The following is a 20,167-nucleotide window of genomic DNA, read 5'->3' on the forward strand; positions in this document are numbered from 1 at the left end:
CCGACCGGGTGAACCCGGCGGATGATCCGCCAGCACCGCGATTAGCTTGCCTCGGTGGGAAGCGTTCGGCGCCTCGGCGATCTCGGGCGCACGGATGGCGAAAAACTCCTGCTCCTGCAGCTTGATCCGCTCCCACGGCGGGTTCCCCAGCACCACGTCGAACCCGCCGCGCTGCATCACGTCGGGGAACTCCAGCGGCCAATGCAAGGCGCGGACGTTGCGGGCCGCCTTGGGCGCCTCGACCATCGGCTGGCGCATCTTGCCCTGATTGAGGGCCATCCACAGTTCCTCGGTCGTCGGCACGGTGCGGGCCGATGCCCCTGCCGGCGCGCCGCCGACCTTGGGCAGCAGGAAGGCCGCCACATAGAGATCCGCCGCCGCCTTAGCGCGGACAAAGGTCTGCCCCTTGCGCAGTTCCTTGAACCGCTTGGCCTTGGCCCCTATTTGCTCGACCGAATCCTCTGGCAGGTCACGAAAGCCCGAAAAATCCAGCGCCAGCGGTTTCATCGCGGGCATTGACGCCTGACCAGTACCGAAGTCAAACCCGCCCTGCCCCGAGGTCGCGGCGCGGTTGGCCTGCAAGTAATATCGTGCGGTATCTTTGTCGTCGCCGGTCAGCGGCTTGTATGCGGCATCTGGTATGCCGTCCTGCAGCACCTGCATGTCGAACACCCCCAGCAGCGCATCGCCGCAGCGGATCTGCGCATCGAAGAAGCCCAGGGGAAGGCCGGGGTCCACCGTCTCGATCCAGAGCGCGACTTTCGTCAGTTCCACGGCCATCGGGTTGCGGTCCACCCCGTGAATGCAGCAGCGCGCGACATCGCGCAGGGCATGGCGGAAATCGGCCAGCGACGGCGTGCCCTCGGCCCGGATGCGGGCCAGCCGCGTGGCGATACGACGGGCGGCGGCCAGCAGGAAGTGGCCCGAACCGCAAGCGGGGTCGATAACCGAAAGCTTCAGCAACGCCATGGCGGAGTCGTCCGCCTCCGCCTCGGTCTTGTCGAGCACCGGGTCAAGCGCGGTGTCGAGCAGCGCCTGCACGAGGCTGTCCGGGGTGTAGTAGGAACCGGTAGTCTTACGCTGGTTGCCCTTCTGCTCGGCCGCCTCGGAGGCGAAGACCAGCGTCTTGCCGTCGCCGCCCAGCTGAGGCTGGAGTTCGAGGAGAGATTCGTAGACGGAACCCAGTTCCTCGGTCTCCATCGCGCGCCAGTTGACGGGGACCATGCCGTTCTTGTCGGCGAGCCAGGAGAGGCGATAGAGCGCCTCCATGAAGGCGCGGTTGCGCAGGCGGGCGGTTTCCAGATGGGGCAGCCTGTCCTCGGCAAAGAGGCCGCCGAGGGCGGGCAGCGCAAGCACGGGCTGGCCATGCGCGAGAGCGCGGAAGACGATCTTCATCCCCTCGTAGCGGTCATGGTACCTGTCCCATGTGGCGGCGCGATAGCATTGCTGGCGCAGCAACTGGAGCGAATAGCCTTGGGCGTAGAGGACACGGGCTTCGGGTTTGGCCTTCTCGGGATGGAGGAGGTTCCGGTCCTCGGCCACCATGAGGAAAATCAGGCGGTAGACGAGGCGCAGGAGTTCGTTGAACCATTCGGTCAGGTTCACTTCGCCGGACTGGAGCTTCGCGGCGAGGTCGGGGTTGGCCTCGATGAAGCCTGAGCCGAGGAGTTTGAGGGCCAACTGGACCTGACCTGCCAGACGATCACGTGCAGCCTCGCCCTCCTTGGAGCCGGCATCCCGCCAGCGTTCGAGCGCGCAATCTGTGGCAGGAGTGTCTACCGCCCCGAAGCGGGAACGGTGGATGAGGAGCCAGAGCACCGCAAAGGACGCGATGTCTTCGTTGGTGAACATCTGCGTCAGATCGGCCTCGATATAGGCCGGTCGGGTCAGCGAGGCATTGTCGCGCATGAGGCGCAACCGAGCCCCGTTGGTGACGATGCCCCAAAGGTTTTCTTCCCTGTCATTCAGTTGGTCCTGAAGGGCGAAGGCCGGCGAGCGAGACCGGTCTGTCGAGAGCGTCGGACTGCGGCGATCAAGCTGCTCCGAGGGTGGGACAACGACGACAGGCACACGATCGGACGAGGTCAGCGCGATTGGTGCCGCTGCCACCGCAAGATCGGCGTAGCCGAAAGTTTCCTTGAAGAAGTCGGCGATGAAACGCGTGGTCGCGGCTGGCGATGGGTGCTCGATCTTCGCAAACGCGTCATAATGAGATTGTCCCACGCGGAATGCTGTGGCGATTTCCTCACGTATTTGCAGTCCTCTACGGACGCCGTACTCCTCAGGGGCCTGCTCAGGTGCCTGGCGCTGATCGATCTTGGCGATCATCGCAGGCGCGATCAGGTTGCCCTCCAGGCTCAGAGACGGCCACGCAGACATGTCGGTGATTGGTTTGCGGGCCATGACTACACTTCCCCGGGAACGAGCACGAAGAGACCGATGACATCGGGGGGAATGACCGCCTCAACACTGACACGGGACGCAGAACCGGAGGCTGTACGCAGACGGGCGTGATCTTCAACCAACTCGGCAGCACGCTGCCGAATGAAGTCAGCAATCGGACCTTCGAGCATTTCAGGAAGAGCAGCCTTTGCCGTGTTGATCATTCGGTCGCGGGCGACCGGCGCGAGATCAGCGGTCGCCGGCGACGCCAGTAACGCACGCACATCACTGCCAGACGCCACCACTGAATTGCTGTCGATGGCAACAAGCACCGCTTCCTCTGCGAGCAGAAGTCGCTCGCGCCGAGCATGAACCGTGAGCTTGTAGCGAATGCGCAAGAGCACGACGCGGGTCATCTGAGTGACGGCTGCACTCGGCCAGGCCCCCACGCGACCGATGCCGAGATCGGGCAATGTTTCGGTGTCAAGCGAAGCTTCGAGCAGGCTTTCGGCCAGGGACGACGTCAGAGGATGTGTCCTGGTCAGAAGTGAAGTGCCGGACGGTGCTGGTTCCTGCGTGGCCAATTTCACGGATCCCTTCAGACCACGCTGCTCCAGCTTTTCCTTGAGGCTATCTTGAAGGGCGTGCACGTGAGCGAACTGCAGCGACTTCTTCTTTTCGAGGGGTACCCCGAACCGCGACATTGCCCTTTCGACGAATTCGAGCGTTTCCGCGGGTGATCCCAAAAGGGACTTCGCCTTGTTCCATTCGGGGGCGACTTCACTGGGCTTCATGGCGTTTTGTGCAAACCGAGCCCGTGATCGTTTTTCATTCTCGCTGGCGTCGCGCCAGCGGGTCTCCATCACCTGGATGCCGTTATCCAACCTTAGATCAAGTGTCAGCTGGCGGTTGGCTCCCCCGCCCCTACGAAGCATCATTGCCGCCATGAGGGCGTCAGTGACGGGTCCCCGCTCGTCTGGAAGAGGAACGGTCACGCCGGTTGCCTTGCGTATCTCTTCGGCCTTGCGAAGAATGACGTCCAAAACAGCGCCATCGATGGCGCTGTCAGGCGAAAACATCATAACTGAACGAACGAGTTCAGCGGGCTGCCCAAAACGGTCAACACGACCCTCGCGCTGTTGATGTCGGGTGGGGTTCCAGGAGAGATCGTAGTGTATCACGGTGTCGAAGAGCTGTTGGAGGTTGATGCCTTCCGACAGACAATCTGTGGCAACAAGAATGCGCTGAGCGCCGGCGGCACCTTCTTCGGTCGCCATCTCTGCGACGCGGTCTCGGCGTTCGTCCGGCGTCAACTCACCCGTTACTGCCTGCACATTAAGTTTTGGGAATACCTTCCGCAGCCCTTCCTTCACATGTTCCGCCGTTGCCAGATAACGACAGAACACGACAGGATTTGCGCCAAGTTTGATCAGCGGTTTGAGGGCCTTGACGAGAGCGTCTAATTTGGGGTCGTCGGCAGTCAGAAGCCGGCTGGCCTTGTCCAGCAGTCCTTGGAGCGCAGGATCATTGGAGAAGACTGTGTTTGGCTCAATGTCGACGGCGTCTTCGTCATCGCCATCCTCGTCATAAATTTGCGGCTCGAGGCGGTCGATTTCATTGGAAGCCCGGTTTCGCAACGCGCTCATCGCTGCCGCCGGTGACGAACCGACACAACGCATCAGCGCCAGCGTACCCCAGAAGGCAAGCCGCTGGTCTTTTTGCGTATCCCCGGCCCGGGACACGACGGATAGACAATAATCGAGGACAGATTCGTGAAATGCTCGGTGATCGTCGGTCAATCGGTAAGAGTATTCTGTAGTTTCATGCTTCGGAAAAGCACGCTCCTCATCCCAGTTCCCGTCGACCAAATCTACTCGCCGCCTTTGAACAAACTGGCGGGCAAGCCTTTCACGGTAGCCTTGATTTTCGAAGTTTACGCCACCGAATTCTACATCGATTAATGACAGAAGGCGGGCGAACGCATCTTCGTCCCCGGAATGCGGCGTTGCGGTGAGCAGAATCAACCTACGCGCAGGATCCCTGGAAAGGCCCTGAAGCAGGTCGAAGCGCTGCTGTCTGCCCTTGTGTGTGCCGACGCAAGCGTGAGCTTCATCTACTATAACGAAGTCCGGGCAGGCCCTGGCGAACCCATCCCTGCGCTTTTCTGCTTTGATATAGTCGAGGCTTACGACCGTGTAAGGATAGGCATCGAACAGGGTCTGAGCCAGGGGCAGGTTCCGCTCCAGACGCGCCGCAGTTCCGGAAGTGACAGCCACAGCGTCGATCCCGAAGCGATCCTTCAATTCGATGATCCACTGGTCCACGAGGTGCGGAGGGCAGAGCACAGAAAACGCGTCTACCTCGCCGCGGTCCATCAGTTCACGAAGGATCAAACCCGCCTCAATGGTTTTGCCGATGCCGACGTCGTCGGCAATCAACAGTCGCGGCACCGGCAGCCTGAGGGCCATGAGCAGCGGGACAAGCTGGTACGTCCGGGGCTCAAAAGCGAGCTGTGCCGCTGACCGGAATGGGCCCGCTCCGCGACGGAGCGTCAGTCGCAATGCGTCGGCAAGAAGTGCTGCTTTTGCCTGCACCGTTGGACGCGCATCGTCAGGCAGGTCGAAGCGAGCAGCCGCAACCGGCGCCAGCTCGAGGTCAGGAGCCAGTACAACGATGTCGTTTTCATTACCTGAGAGTGGGCGTAGGGCCAATAAGCCTTCACCGGGTGTTGGCAGGGTTACCCACTCGCGACCGCGCGCTCTAACGAGATCGCCAGGTGTAAAATTGGCCGTCATATCAACCTGCAAAATTCTTAATGAAGCCATCCGGTAGCCCTTGAGCCGGATCCGGGGGCAAACTAATCACGACCCAGCCCTTCTTCGCCGCATCCTCTTCGGCCTCAGCTGTTGCATCGGCAGTCGTCGCGGCAACTGCAAATGCGCGCCAAACGAACTCAAACTCACGACCACCAAAGGTTGCTGGCATAGTATCGACTTGCGGAATGCTTGCAGCGCTGAAGGTCTCAAGCCACGGTGACGTCACCGTTCCAGCGGCCGGCTTGGCTGCGAGGGAAATCGAGCCGCGTGCAAGATCGATAAGGAATTGCGCTACTTCCGGGCTGGAACGGTTGATCAGCTCATGATCTGGTTGGTTGAAGTATGAAAGCAAGCAGCGGTAACAACCGCGAACGCAACTTCCGTTTTCCCGCTCCCGCAAAATTTTCGCGTCGCCGGCGGCAATCGCAGCGTCAACATTGTCGAAGTGCATAAGGCCCAGAGCGGTCTTCGCCACTTCGTTAATGGCCTTTCCATCATCGATAAGGCGTGTGAGTACGCCAGCGCCGCCTTCAGTAGCCTCGTAGGCGAGGATTGCGCGTCTGTTATCCCTTGCGGGTAGTGGCTCCCCGAGGATTTCTCCCTCCTCCAATTGGAAGACCACTTCGATGCCACGAAGCAATGCGTGTTGAACGGTTGCAATCGTCTCTGGCTCGTACCGCTCCGGCTTCTCAAACCGGAACAAAAGGGCATTCTTCCTGTCACGCACAATCGGAACGATGCGAACAGGCTTGACCACGTCAGGCGGGACATCCGTGTCGCTCTCCTCGTCGTCAGCCTTCGCCCAGTAGCCAGACCTGGGATCGATGTAAAAGCCGAAAACAGTCTGATCCTTGCGACGCTTCAAGCCCTTGTTCAGGCGGCTGATTTCCGCACCATTGGCGTATTGCAGTGCCAGGAGCGAAGTTTGTCCGCAGGCGAATTCGGCGCTTGTCACTTGGATCTGCCCTTCCTTCTTCGGCCAAGAGAACACCGTCTGAATGTCAAAGCCCTGGCGCACCCTCTCTTCGTCGTTCGCGGTGATGCGCTCTGTCGGGGTCGCTTCGACATTGTCGATGCGCAACGTTTTCTTGATTGGCACCTCACCCGCCATGTGATTGCTACACCCATGGCAGCGTTCGACCTCGCCCTCATGGGAGGCGCCACAGTTCGAGCAGATGTAGATGTCCTTTGTTGCCAATTCCGATCCGTCACCCTGGCGCACCTCGGGCGGCAGTTTAGCTTTCGTGACCCGGTAGGCACGCCCTTCATGATAGATCAAGCTGCGTGGGCCGAACTCGGAAATTGCGAGGAAGCGAGCCCTGGATAGAAATGACCCTGTCCTGCCTTCGCCAGGCACAAATGCATAGAGCGGGAGGCGGGGGAAATTGTAACCAGGCAAAAATCCCTCTGTGGCCAGATACCGGTAAGAATAGAAGTCAGATCCGTTTGACGCTTTGCCCTGCTCAAGAATAGCAATCTGATCCTGAGCCTGCATTTGGGCAGCTTTGATCTTGCGGCGGTCAGCACCCGATAGACCCGTAATCTCCGAACGCTTGTTGGCCTCGGCTAACTGCGTACGAGCAGAGTTATAAAGTTCTCTCCATCGATCGAAAGCGCGGTCGAACTCCATTGGCGCATTCATAGCCGTTTGGCGAACATACTCGTCTGGGTCTGCCATCCAGATTGGCGGTTGCCCTCTGTCGGATGCCAATATCTGCTTCAAAACACGCGCCATCGGTTCCTGGGCTCTCGAAGCCAGGGCAGGCCGGGAAATTAGCATCAGGATGTCATTCTTAAGCGGGAACTTTTCGTCGTGAAGGTCCAGAATTTCAGGGATATCCGGAGAAAGCGCCAGTTTGGCTTCGGCAAGCCAAACCGCATGCATGTGCGATCGAACCAGTTCTTCATTCGTGATGTCGAGTGCAGGCGGCCGAACTACGCCGGCAACCATGTCGTTTCGCCGCTCGAAGAAATATTGGTCATGCGGAGACCCGGAGGCGCAATAGGTCACTATGACTGCAGCCTGGCCTGAGCGACCGGCACGCCCGGCGCGTTGAGCATAGTTCGCTGGCGTAGGCGGCACGTTGCGTAGGTAGACAGCATTCAATGCGGAAATATCAACGCCAAGTTCCATGGTGGGGGAACAGAAAAGTGCCGGCAGGAACCGCTCCGACTCGCCGCTTGCCCGGATTTCCGTGCGGTATTCCGAGGTCGTAAGGTGGTCAATGTCGTCCTGCTCGAACCGGAAGCGCCATTCACGCCACTCACGCTGCTTCTGCGAGACCTGCGCGGTATGCTCGCGTCCTTCCAGACCCCAGAAAGAGCTGTGGCCATCGTCAAGATTACTGGCGATCGCGGTGTAGAGGTCGTGGAAGTAACGGTTGCCCCGCTTGGCATCAACAGCAAGGGCCGAACCGGGAACAAGGCGAACCACGGATGGAGACAGACGCCAGCCCCTAACGTCGCCGTCAAGATCGACAGGCACCACAAGCCCTTCCTCGCTCAGGAAGGTGAGCACCTCCTCCATAAGGTGATAGTACTCATCCCTGTTGAGTTTCGTGCCGAGAACGGACCTCCTGTTTACCAGCCGGGCGATCCTCGAGTTGGGACCTGCTCGCAGGAGTGTTTGCTCTTCACGTAGAGTGACCGCGGTCGCGCCGCCCGCGCGCAGGGCGAGGGAAGATCGCGCACGTGGTTCCTCCTTCTGATCTATCGCCCAGGGCGATTGAAGATACTGCCGCGACTCTTCGGATACCGCTTGAAGTAAAGTGCGGTCCAAGGCTTCTGACTGTACCGCAAGCCCCTCGAGCATTGCCGACAGGACGCTCTTCAGAATGTAGAGTCGGCGATCATCGGACAGACTGCCAAGCGCCGGGTTGATTGCCGTGAAGCGGTCTCGATCCTGAGCGAGATCTCCCAGGCCGCGGAAGTGAACGTCGATCAGTTTGAGGACTGAGAGGCTGGGATTGGTAAAACGCCAGCCGCGTCTCAAGTCAGTCCAGACGCGATGTGAAAGCACGCCAGCGAGGGCAAGCTGGGCATCTTCGCGTTTTAAGGCACCGGCGTTTGGATCCAGCAGCCAATGCTGTCGGGCCCGTTTGTTCTCTGCCGTAAAGCCAAGCGCTTCGACGACTTTCACGCCAAACTGAGTTGGTGACAGACCTCCACTTCCCGCGGAAATGACTGCACGAAGTATGGCTCCGCGCAGCAAGCTAACAAACAGGAAGTCGTTAAAATGGCCAGACTGCAGCGCCGCATCCTGACGGTTGTCCGTGAAGCCAAGGAGCTTGCGTTTCGTCTCAGGAACGCCGCTGCTAGGCTTGTTCATCCATTCCAGGGCACTGGCCACCAGCAAGGTGGTTGCCGAGCTTCGCCCTTCGCCAGAAAGTCCCGCCAGCTTGCTACGTTCGCGCATGCCCTGTGTCGGCTCGTCGTGGCAGCATAGGCAAAATGCGAACTTGCCGGGGACAAACCAGAACTCACTTCCCCCTGCCCCGAAGCTGCCATCGGCACCCACCAAGTAGGATACCGGCATACGCTTCTTTCGATAGCCCCGTAGCCGCTCGATGCCGTTCTTTTCTTCCCGCCAACTTTCTGGATAGCCCTCGAGCTCGCCAGTGAACAAAAAGTCTGCATCGTCGGGCAACACCGGACAGAGATAACCTGCGACCTCGTCGTCCTCTGTGTCGAGAGGCGTATCGTCGATGCTTCGGGGCAAAAAGCGCAGTCGGCCGTCGTCATCGACTTTGGTAACGACATGGTATTCCTGGCCGCAATTGCGGCAAAAACGTGTGGGATAAAGACGGTTGCCGGGCGCTTCAGGATCCTCAAGTTGACCGTCCAGAAGGATCCGGCGAGGCCTGGCGGTGAGTGTTGTGAAAACCTCTCCGGCACCGGAAATGAAACGGTGCAGCTTGAAAGCGAGGAAAGCGCCGTCCTTCGTCCCACCACGCTCCAGCTCTGGCAAACTTATGCGGGTTAGAAATTTCTCGAGGTAGCTCCGGCAAATTTCGACATCCGCGCCACTGGCTGTTGAGAGCTTGCTGACAGCTTCTTCAAACGGGATCGGCTTTTTCCTGCGGAGCTCAAGACCGTCATCCAGACCGAGTTCAAGTTCAGCCCAAACCGAAAGCGGGTGGCGCTTGAGGACTTCGTCATCAAGCGCGTCAGGCAGGGGCTGCGACAGGACGTCCCCCAACGCGCCACGAACGTGCTCGTATTTAAGGCTGTCGTCCGTCGCGCGCTGCAAAGACTCGTCGATGACGGCATCCGGGCCGATCTCAGTGCCAAACAGACGCGACGCTACCTTGGCAACGGCAGATGCCCGACTCTCGTCTGATCCTTCCGATGCCATCGTGGCAGATGTTCCGATGCAGATTGGTTCCTTGTCTGGCGAACACCTATCGCGCAGACGTCTGACGAGCACCGCCACATCAGCTCCCTGGCGCCCGCGATAGGTGTGCAATTCATCAAGAATGATGAACTCAAGGCCTGAGGCGTTCGCAATGACCCGCGAGTCCAGGTCGTCCTGACGCGTCAAAAGCAACTCAGCCATCATGTAATTGGTAAGGAGAACGTCGGGCGGATTGGCGGCAATGCGCTCGCGTTCTTCGCGACTTTCCTGGCCCGTATAGCGCTTAACGACCGGCTTGAGCTCATCCGGCAGGCCGGAACCAGCGATGAACTTGTCAATTTCTTTCATCTGGCTATTTGCCAGTGCGTTCATTGGGTAAACAATTATCGCTGTCGTCCGTCTCGGCCTTCCTGCCCGTCGGGCTCGAATAATTGAGTCCACAACCGGAACAAAGAAGCAGAGGGATTTGCCCGATCCGGTGCCGGTCGTCACGACATAACTTTTGCCCTGCTTTGCCTTCGCAATAGCCTCCGCCTGGTGCCGATGAAAGCGAAGTGGAGTGGCGCCGAAACGAAAGACTTGGCCCGTCCCTTCATCGAGGTCACCGGCGGCGACGAGTTCAGCGACCGACGGCCCTGCCATGAAACGTGGGTTCAAGGAAAGGAGGGCATCCGGCCAGAACCTTCCTGCGTCGTACTGGGCGTCGATTTGCGACTTGAGGTCGGAGGCCCGAACCGCACTAAATGAACGGGAAAATTGCTCGTAGGCGCCAATCAGCTGGTGATCAAATTCAAACGCTTTCATAGGCGGCCCACCGTCCCCAAGATTTCTGATTCGGACTCTTTTGCCGTCACTATAGTCGCCTCTCATCTACAAACATCGGCGCAACCAGTCCTATAGATGAACATAATAGATCCGACACACGTGCCGAATATCATGGCCGGGCCAGACTGCATGCTTCAAGAGTGAGATATCAACGCCTGTACCGGTCGGCGAGGTCGCCAATATCTTACCTCATCGACACTGGACCGATGCTGTGGACCCGTTTCATCGCGCGACGAAGCTGGGAGCCGGAAACAAGCGCTCAGCGGACAGGACAGATGCCGGGAAATAGTCTGGGGCGCATATCCCATGCCCACCAATCGGGCGTATTGGGCGGCTTACTCAAACACAAGTTCCGGCAGTACGACTTCCCATTGATCGCGCTGGATATAGGTTCGGTATTCCTCCGCGTTGTCGGTCTTCTTCCAGATAATGACGGCGCCGATGGTGCCCCGGACGAAACTGCGACCATCTGGCGGAGACCAGGCTTTGGCCATGCGGGCTAACTGCACACCGTTTTGGTCCTCTATCATCCAGGTCTGTCCGTCATGCAGCAGTCGAATTTGGTCGCCGACGCGGGCAGCCGCAATCGCTGCAGTCGATGGATTCCCATGGCGAAGGCGCCCAGCCCAGGACAGGTCCACCACAGTGAGGTCGGGAACTTGGTAGGCGCGATTGGCCAAGGGAGTTTGCGCAACGCTGGGCGGCGCCTGGCGGCGGAGGGCGATGGTCCCATCACCCGGCACGAGGGCATGGGTGCCTGTGGTCATGATGGCCAGACTGCGGCGCGCGCGCGTCATAGCGACATAGAATAGTCGGCGGGGCGCGTCGGCATCCTCGTTGCGCGATGCTCTGTCCCAACCGCCGTCGAGAATGACGACATCTTGGAATTCCAGACCCTTTGCCCGGTGTGCGGTGAGCAGGAGGAGGCCCCGCTGCTCACCGCGGGCGTCGCTGGCCCACTCGGCAAACCACTCGACAATGTCCGGGCTTGGCATCGCCTGGCTAGCAAGCTCCCGCGCCAGCGCCGCCAGCCCCTCCGCGATGAGATCAGTCCAAGCATTGGGCGGGATGGCGTTCAGCGCCGAAACCATGTCGGCAATGGTCATCATGCCTGTCGGTGCTGCCCGCACCGCTTCGATGAAAAGCTGCATTTCGCGCAGGCGCCAGATGCTGGGCAGGCTTTCATTGGCCATTTCGACGGGAATGCCCTGCGCTTCGGCATAGGAGCGCACCGGCGCCAGGCGGCGCCAGTCGCGAGCGATGATAGCGGCATTGGCCCAGTTCCAGTCTGGATCGAGACGCGACAGACGCGCCAGTTCATCCACGGCCGCCATGGCCTGCGCCAGGTCATCGGATGGCGCATGGAGAAGCTGGAGCCGGCCCTGCGCGACGGGATCGAGCGCTGTCATTGCGCCACCTGAACGCTCGCCGCGGCGCTTGCGGTCGATGACGATGTAATGGCCCGATTTCATGCGATCCCGCGCCGGGGCAATCACCGTATTGGCGGCAGCGATGATGGCCTGCGTCGATCGATAGTTTTCGATGAGAAATTCTGGCCGTGCGTTGTAGTCGCCTTCGAATTTTCGGATGAAGTCGATCGAGGCGCCGGCAAAGGCATAGATGTTCTGGTCGTCATCCCCGACGGCGAAGAGGCTGAGCTTTTGGTCAGCATCCTCCAGCGAGCGGCCGGCGATGGCTGAGATCAACGCATATTCCTCGGGTCCGATGTCCTGATACTCGTCCACCAATATCCAGCGATAACCCTGGATCAGCGTCTCGCGAACGGCCTCCGCTTCGGACTTGCTCAACCCCTCCCCGTTCAACTGACGCACCGCTTCGAGCACCACACCGTCGAAATCGCGTACGCCGGTCTGCGCCCCGGCGAAACTGGCGCCGACCAGCCGCATGGCCAGAGCGTGGCAGGTCGAGACGGTGACGGCATTGACATCGTCGCCAATCAGGTGACGAAGGCGGATGCGGATTTCCGATGCGGCGTGGCGGTTGTAGGTGAGAACCAGGATTTCCCGTGGATCTTCGCGCCTCACCCGAATGAGATAGGCGATGCGATGGACGAGGACGCGCGTCTTGCCGGAGCCCGGGCCCGCAAGCACCAGAACATTGGTCTGCTCGCGGTCGTCGGAAACTATCTTCTGCTGAACGGGATTGTTGAGCGCGTCGACAATGGCTTTCCATGAAGGACCAGTGGTCTGGCGTCTGATTTCCATGCCCTTGCCGGGCATCCAGCGGCGCATGAAGGCGTCGCGATCGAGCACGAAATAGTCCTCGGAGAGCCGGACAGCTTCTCTGATCTCCAGCAATCCCTTTTCGGCATAGGCAGCCATGACATGGGTCTGGGCTGTCTGCTCGGCATAGTGTTCGTCGAGCGGGATAAAGTCCTTCTGAGTGAACTGGCCACCGCCGGGATTGAGATGCACCGTCATGGCCGGGCGGAAGATGGTGAGGCCCTTGCCCAGGGTTACCACTTCCTGTTCGTGCAGCCAGAGCAGCGCGCGCTCCATCAGCCGGGGCATTTCCTTGACGCCGCTGCTACGCAGGAAAGCATCGCCGGTCAGTGTGGCCAGTAGATCGCCCATAGTCGTCTCGACCTGGATATCCTTGCCCCGCGTACCCCTCCCGACCTTGCCGAGGAGGTGAGCGAGCAGAAGCTCCGCACCCTGATGGCGAATGGAGGCCGTCTGCTCGAGCGCCTCCCAGGAGCGCTGCAGGGTCACGGCAAGTGTGGTCCGCGACAACTTGCGTAAGCGGAGGTTGCCCTTGCCACCTTCCTGGTCGCGGCCATCGCGCCCCATGCCGCGAATGAGCTTTTCGACGATGCCGGGGCCGACGGTGGAATGGCCGCGATCGCGCAGGGCCTGGCAGGTGGCGGGCAGATTGAGAGGCACGCCGATCTCGCCCTCGGCATCGGGCGCAGCCTCGCGCATCATGGCAATGAGGTCTGTTTCCAGGCGCGATGCGAGCTCGAAGCGATGGCGCGAATAGCCTTCCCCGCCAACATGGACGAAAACAGTAATCGCCGTGTCATTGCGGGCGATGCCTAGCGCCTCGAGATCGGACATGGCCTTGTTCAGTGCGCCGGCGCCAAAGCCGCTGGCGCCGCTGAGTTCGTCCGTGGTGATGCCCTGATCGGGCGGCGCGTTGATGAGGTGGCGGACTAGATCAAGAAGCCTGTTCCGGTTGGCATCGGTCATGTTGGACTTCGCCAGTATCGCCTGTGCCTCGTCGGTCGACCTGACCCTAAGCGAGGAGGGAAAGATCTGGACCCGGTTCTCTTCACGGGCCAGCAGCGTTGCCTCCTCGAGCCAGGAGATGGCTGTCTTGACCCGCGTGTCGTCGGTGGCCGTCTCCCGGACGAATTCCCGATCCTTTTCAGCCACGACAATCTCGCCGGATGTGGCCACGACTTTGCCCGACTTGCGGGTGCGCTCGTCCATGCGACGGATCGCCTTCAGGATGGCGCCGATTTCGTGCCGGGCAAGGCGCGAGCGGGCCGAGAGCGAGAACTGTCGCTCCACATCCTCGGATGCGTAAAGCAAGACACAATCGGCATGGTCACGATCGCGGCCGGCTCGCCCGGCTTCCTGCAGATAGTTTTCCAGCGAGCCGGGGATATCGCCATGAACAACGAGGCGAATGTCTGGTTTGTCGATACCCATGCCAAAGGCATTAGTGGCGGCGATGATGCGCAGGTCGCCGGTGCGAAAGCGTTCCTGAATGGCGCGCTTTTCATCCGGCGGCAGGCCAGCGTGAAAATGCTCGGCGGCAAGGCCCTGTTGCTTGAGGAAGCCGGCGACCCGCTCGGTTTCGGCCCGGGTCGCGCAATAGACGATCGCGCCGGAGGCCCCTTGTGGCGGAAGCTTGTCCTCGATGACATCGAGAATATCGGCCAGCTTGGAGGCCTTGTTGGTTTGCCGAACCGCAAAGCTGAGATTGGTGCGCACCGAACCGCCGTCGAGCAGCCGCAGGTCGATACCCAGGCGGGTCTGGAAATGGTCGCGAATGTCGCGCACGACTTCAGGCTTGGCAGTGGCTGTCAGACAAAGGACCGGCGGTGACGGCTGATCGCCGGCGCTCTCTTTGATGAACCGGCCGACATAGCGATAGTCGGGACGGAAATCGTGCCCCCATTTGGAAACGCAATGGGCCTCGTCCAAAACCCAGAGGCCGATTTCCCGCTGCGCCAGAATGGTGCGTACGGATACGCTCCGCAATTGCTCGGGCGAGATCAGCAGCATGGACGCTTCACCCATCCTGACCTTGTCGAGTGCGTCCTGCCGCTCCGGCATGGACAGAAGGCCATTGATGGTGACAGCCGAGGCGATGCCCGAGCGCTCCATGCCCTGCACCTGGTCGGACATCAGCGCCACGAGGGGCGAGATGACGACGGTCAAAGCGCCCGTCTTGTCGAATTTGGACAAGGCAGGAATCTGGTAGCAAACGGACTTTCCTGTTCCGGTGGGCAGGATGCCGAGCAGCGACGAGCTCTTCATCGCTTCGTCAACTATGCGCTCCTGCAGCGGACGCCCCATCTCATCCACTGGCTCTGGTCTGAAGCCATCAAATCCAAACCAACGCGACAACGCTTTTACCGGATCGTTCTGCTCTCGGCACCACGTGCAAACAGGATCGTCGCAAGCGCTATCGCGCAGGTCTCGCACGATCTGCCCAGCCTCGGGAAAGGTCATGCGCACCCATGGCGGCATAACAGATTCACCGCCGGCGACGAGAATCCAGGACAGCGCGTAGGCTGTCGGCCAACCGCGCTGTGGATTGGATAGCCGTTGCAGAAGCTGTCTTATTCCCGAGTGGCAGGCGCGCCCACTTAAGAGCCGGAGAACGCTTTGCTCCGCCTCAATCAAGCTTGGCGTCGGCGCCTCCCTCACATATCGAAAGACAGCATCGAAGCCGGTCGACTGTTCGGGTCTCGTAGTTAGGAAGTGAAACGCTCCGATAGCATCCGGTTCATCTCGGTTCATTTGCTGAAGCGCGGCAAGCTGGTTGCGCAGGACGTCGAAAACGAGACGCGCATCCATTTCAGGATCATTCACATGACCGCTTTGAAGGCGGCCGTCGTGATAGTGCTTAACCAGGTGATGATAGGGATTCCGCGGGAATGCCAGAGGATTGAGCCAGAGTGTATCAATCGGGGCATTGAACAGCCTGGCCAATGCCGGCTTGGCCGCGACGAGATGTGGCAGATCGTGATGGAGGATATTGTGACCGAGAATATGCCTGGTTTCGGCGAGGGTATTGTGAAGACGGTCCAACCCTTGCTCGACCGAGCCTTTGGCGCCAACCACGACTGATGAGCCATCGAGGAGCACTGCCGCGAACGCAAACAATTTTGCAGTTGCTGGATTAACCTCTAGATCAACTGAAAGGCAGTGCCGCAGAAACGTATGATTTGTCTCACTCATTCGAAGTCGAGACTCGCGGCATAAGGCCCTCGCCGAAAATCAAATCACTATGCAATGCTAATATTGCATCGCTGCATTTTTGCGCCAGCGCAAAGCGCGCCCGTCACTAACGGGCGCTCGCCACAGGTTGGCGATTAGCGGGATCATCTCAGGCAATATGCGGGGCGCTCCTCCCGCACGGATCTTCAAAGCGAAGTTTCAGTGCAAAGCGTTTCGCCTAAGACGATCTCATCGGGGCAGACCAGTATTTGAGACAGCTGATTAGTCTGAGCCTGTCCTCCCAAACAGGCTTCATCTCGAAGAGTGCACCATTGACCGTTGGCCACCGACATGGTCCAAGTGGCCAAGTTGGCCACTGACCACATCAATGTTTTCAGTGACTTACGGGCCATATTTAGTTTTGCTGGGAATCCAGGTTCCCCAGCCAAATCTCCCTAAACATAGGATCTGCAAGGTCCAGTAAGCGCGCAAATCGCCACGTGTTGCGTTGCTGCGTCTCTTGTCGAGCTCACCGGCCGTCGGATGAGGTCACTACTCGATCAAGGTATCGTGGCGCGTCCCTTGGCCAGGAAATCAAGTGCCCGGCTCGAGGATGGCAGCCTGCCCCAAGTCGAGGACTTCGGTGGAGGCCGCCCCTACCCCCGCTAAACGCGGAGCTTGCCAAGCGGGTTTTGTGGGACCAATCTTGCCAGGCGAGACAGTGCGTTCCGCCAGCGGGAGGGTGTCATGGTGACAAAGGGTGGTTTTCTCGGTGCCGACGAGGTCAACTCGGACGCGGGGCCCGGGCGCGTAAGTCGCCGGTCTTTTCTGGCGGGTGGCGCGGCAGCCTTGGGTGCGCTCGGCCTCGCGGCTTGCTCACCTGCTGGAATGAGCATGGCGGAAGCGGAAAGAGTCTACGGGCCCGTTCCCAATGAGCGCTTCCCCATCCCGGCGGTGAAACTGAGCAAGGTCGATCCAAAGTATCTGCGCCGAACGGTGCGCTACAATTCCAATGAAGCGGTCGGCACGATCATCGTCGATCCTGCCCACTACTATGTCTACCGCATCGAAGGCGACGGAAATGCCACCCGATACGGTGCCAATGTCGGCCGCGCCGGGTTCCTCTGGAGCGGCGACGCCTATATTGGCCGCAAGGCGGAATGGCCGGTCTGGACGCCGCCCAAGGAGATGATCGCGCGCCAACCGGAGGCGGCCCCCTATGCCGGCGGCATGCCGCCGGGATTGGACAATCCCCTCGGCGCAAGAACGCTCTATCTCTACCAGAATGGCGCCTATACGCTTTACACGATCTACAGCACGATCATGCCCGAGACGATCGGCAAAGGCGTGTCGAGCGGCTGCGTCGGTCTGCTTACGCAGGACATGCTGGACCTCTACGAGAAGACCCCCGTGGATACAAAAGTTGTGGTGCTGAAGGCTTGACAGCCTCTACCGCCGACGGTGTTGCCGCGGCAACTACCGTGCCCATGTCGGCACGGTAGCGATAAACGGTCAGTCCACAGCTTAGTGGTCGGCGGCGTCCGCAGGCACCAGTTCCACGCTCGGCGCGGGCATTTCAGCGTTTTCATCGCCAGTCACGTCGATCCAGGCCTCTTCGCCCGTGGCGCAGCCCTGGATAGCGGGGAAGTAGAACGTGCCCGCCTCAAGCGTGCTCGCGAAGGTGCCGCGGAAGACGAACTCGTCGTACCAGTCGTTGGGCAGATCGCCACCCGACCAGACAATTTCGGTCACGCCCTCGTTGAGCTGGGTGCCGTGATTGTCATAGGGCTGGGAATAAGGACCGGTCACAGTTTCAAGCGTCCAGCCCGCCTTCGGCATCGGCTTCACATTGTAAAAGCCTTCCGGAATTTGGACGCGGACAACGTTGGTCGCTTCGGTCCCGCAACCGTGGGGAATGCGCAACACGGCCTTGTAGGTCGAGCCAACGGCGGCCTCCTGAACTTCCAAAGTGACGTGTGCGAAAGCGGGAACGGCGGTCAGGGCGACGACGAGTGTGGCCGAAGCGGCGAGAATGCGGATCATGATGATTTCCAGTGCGAAAGGGGGTCGGAGGGTCGGCGTTACGCCGGTTGCTCAGACCATCACTGGTGGCGCGCGGGCCTGCCCGATATGGGGCGCGGTCGAAGACTGTCTCTGCTCGACGACAGAGGGATAGAAGGTTTTTGTCGGCAGCCGGAGATATCCGAGATCAAGCGAGGCAGGCTCGACCAGGTCAATGTCATGCTTGCCAAGGCCCGCGACGGGGCACTTGGCCACCTGCGGCTGTTCGTCGGTCTGGTCCACGGTGAGCGGTGCGCAGACCGACCAGAGGTCGAGCGAGGCATAGCCGAGGGAATCGAAATCGCGCTGCAGGCCGGCGGCCTGTGCAGCGGCGCCAGCAGCACGAGGACATAAAGGGCCAGCACCGCAACGGCGGTGGCGGTCTCCCTGATGATGCTCCGCGTTCTGAACGGCATCGTGCCCCCTGATAGTGCCGCTATATCCGGCGATCAGGCTGCACTCAACGACATCTTTGTCGCAACGTCCTTGACCTTGGTCAAACCGACCTAAGCCACCTCGGTCGGCGGGCCGGGCGGGGCTTCGTCGTGGAGTGTGCCGCGCCGTCGCAGGGCGTGTGCCACGGCAAGACAGATCAGTGCCCAGGCAGCCCCGAGGGACCAGCCAGCGAGGACGTCGGTTGGGAAGTGTACCCCGAGATAGATCCGGCTCAGGCCCACTGCCGCCACGAGGATGATTGCGCCGGAAATGTAGAGGGTACGGGCTGGCCAGGTCGAAGAACGCTGCGCCAGCAGCACGCCGATCGTCAGGTAAACGACAGCGGAGGTCGTCGCGTGCCCGCTCGGAAAGCTCGATGTAAACACATCGACAGCCCCGGTGAAATCCGGCCGTGGCCGATCAAAGATCGCTTTGAGCGTCATGCTGATAATTGTGCCGCCGATGACGCTTATGGCGATCAACAGCCCGGTGCGGCGCGACCCGGTCAACAGCAGATGCAATACTACGCCGATGACCAGCACGCCGAGGACGGGGAAACTCCCCAGCGCAGTGATGTCCCTCACCGCTTCATTGAACCATGCGGGACCGAGCGGCACTGTTGGCGCAGCGGGGTCGCGGAACAGCATAACCATGGCACGATCGAAATCGGCTGTGTCGCCGTCAACAACCTGATCGGCCAGAATTCCGAAGACGGTCAGCAGCGCAGCGGCCACCGCACAGCCGATATAGAGCAACATGTTGTCTGGCGATCGCCACGCGGGCTGGACCTGGCCTGATGGGTTCAACTTCCTGTCTCCGGTGCGTATGCAAGAACTGTTACGGTGACTTTCCGATCCTTCAGCCGGGCGAAAATACGGAAATGGCGTCTGGCCTGATCAGAAAATGGGCCGGCGTCTGGGTCACCAGATCACCATCGGTATTGATCGGCATGGGCTCGTCGGTGCGAATGTCGAATTCGGTACTCTTGGCCGTGCGCACTTCGTCCCAAAGGCCATGCTCCCCCCGGCGGAAAGCGCCCAGCATCAGGCCGAATTTCCAGACGTTCTTGAGTTCAAGACTATAGAGATCGAGGTGCCCGTCCTCGATCGTCGCATCGGCATGGATCATCGTGCCGCCGCCGTAGTGAACGCCATTTCCCACCGCGATCTGCAGCGTCTTGACGCGTTCGTGGCCGGTATTGCTGATGATCTCGGCACGAAACGGCTTGGCGCGCATCGCCACCTTCAGAGCCGCGAGGGCATATCCCAACTTGCCCCAGCGGCGCTTGGCTTCCGGGGTAAGACCGCGGGCAAGATCGACGCTCAGGCCCAAGCTCGCGACATTGAAGAAGGGGTGGCCATTCACCTCACCCAGATCGACCCGGCTGATGTTCCCGGCAACGATGACGTCGGCGGCCTGCAGCAGGCCATTGGGAATGCCAAGCGTCCGCGCCAGATCGTTGGCTGTGCCCATGGGCATGATCCCCATGGGCAGCCCGGTTTCCAAAATCCCCTTGGCGGCCGAATTGATGGTGCCGTCCCCGCCGCAGACAATGACCAGATCAGCCTCATGCCGACGGCGCGCGATATCGGCCGACACTTCGTCGGGCGTCTCGAAGCGCTCCACCACGGCGTCGACCCCGCCCTTTGCCAAACGCTCGATGACCGGCGCGAGGGCCTCGGAACCGCGCCTGGCATTGGGATTGACCAGCATCAGAGCGCGGCGACGGGCAGATGGAACAGCACTCATGAATTGGACCTCGAATGGCGAAGGTCTCCACATGGCCACGAAACCGCCCCGCCGCAACCCCGGCAAAGCGCTTTCGGCAATTGAAACGCGCCGAGCGAGGGGTGTGAAGCGGGAAGTTTGGAAAGCCTCTC

9 protein-coding genes are annotated in these 20,167 nt (G+C 60.3%); 1 reads left to right on the forward strand and 8 read right to left on the reverse strand.

Annotated elements, in window-relative coordinates:
- From ABW043_RS12865 to ABW043_RS12880, 4 genes are all read right to left on the reverse strand, one after another.
- A partial coding sequence (locus ABW043_RS12865) for an Eco57I restriction-modification methylase domain-containing protein (protein ID WP_353921607.1) occupies nucleotides 1-2,403 on the reverse strand: 2,403 nt, incomplete at its 3' end.
- Nucleotides 2,404-2,405: 2 nt separating this feature from the next.
- Nucleotides 2,406-5,177, reverse strand: a complete 2,772-nt coding sequence (locus ABW043_RS12870) for a DEAD/DEAH box helicase (protein WP_353921608.1) — start codon at nucleotides 5,175-5,177, stop codon at nucleotides 2,406-2,408.
- Between the two features lies 1 nt (nucleotide 5,178).
- The gene (locus ABW043_RS12875; protein WP_353921609.1) at nucleotides 5,179-10,356 is read right to left on the reverse strand and encodes a DEAD/DEAH box helicase family protein; all 5,178 of its coding nucleotides are present in this window, start codon (nucleotides 10,354-10,356) and stop codon (nucleotides 5,179-5,181) included.
- Between the two features lie 356 nt (nucleotides 10,357-10,712).
- Nucleotides 10,713-15,812, reverse strand: coding sequence for a RecQ family ATP-dependent DNA helicase (locus ABW043_RS12880; protein ID WP_502908644.1), 5,100 nt, complete (start codon nucleotides 15,810-15,812; stop codon nucleotides 10,713-10,715).
- A 726-nt stretch (nucleotides 15,813-16,538) separates the two neighbouring features.
- Here ABW043_RS12880 and ABW043_RS12890 point away from each other — a divergent pair.
- Nucleotides 16,539-17,234 carry a L,D-transpeptidase gene (locus tag ABW043_RS12890; RefSeq protein WP_353921612.1) on the forward strand — a complete coding sequence of 232 codons (696 nt, stop codon included), beginning with the start codon at nucleotides 16,539-16,541 and terminating at the stop codon, nucleotides 17,232-17,234.
- Nucleotides 17,235-17,315: 81 nt separating this feature from the next.
- Here ABW043_RS12890 and ABW043_RS12895 read toward each other — a convergent pair whose 3' ends face one another.
- From ABW043_RS12895 to ABW043_RS12910, 4 genes are all read right to left on the reverse strand, one after another.
- A complete protein-coding gene (locus ABW043_RS12895; RefSeq protein WP_353921613.1) occupies nucleotides 17,316-17,834 on the reverse strand; it encodes a YcnI family copper-binding membrane protein in 519 nt (172 codons plus the stop codon).
- 51 nt (nucleotides 17,835-17,885) lie between these two features.
- Nucleotides 17,886-18,095, reverse strand: coding sequence for a hypothetical protein (locus ABW043_RS12900; RefSeq protein ID WP_353921614.1), 210 nt, complete (start codon nucleotides 18,093-18,095; stop codon nucleotides 17,886-17,888).
- A 263-nt stretch (nucleotides 18,096-18,358) separates the two neighbouring features.
- Nucleotides 18,359-19,045, reverse strand: a complete 687-nt coding sequence (locus tag ABW043_RS12905) for a phosphatase PAP2 family protein (protein WP_353921615.1) — start codon at nucleotides 19,043-19,045, stop codon at nucleotides 18,359-18,361.
- 100 nt (nucleotides 19,046-19,145) lie between these two features.
- Nucleotides 19,146-20,036, reverse strand: coding sequence for a lipid kinase (locus ABW043_RS12910; RefSeq protein ID WP_353921616.1), 891 nt, complete (start codon nucleotides 20,034-20,036; stop codon nucleotides 19,146-19,148).
- Nucleotides 20,037-20,167: the final 131 nt, after the last annotated feature.

Source organism: Devosia sp., from assembly GCF_040509215.1.
In the GTDB taxonomy this organism is placed as follows: Bacteria; Pseudomonadota; Alphaproteobacteria; order Rhizobiales; family Devosiaceae; genus Devosia.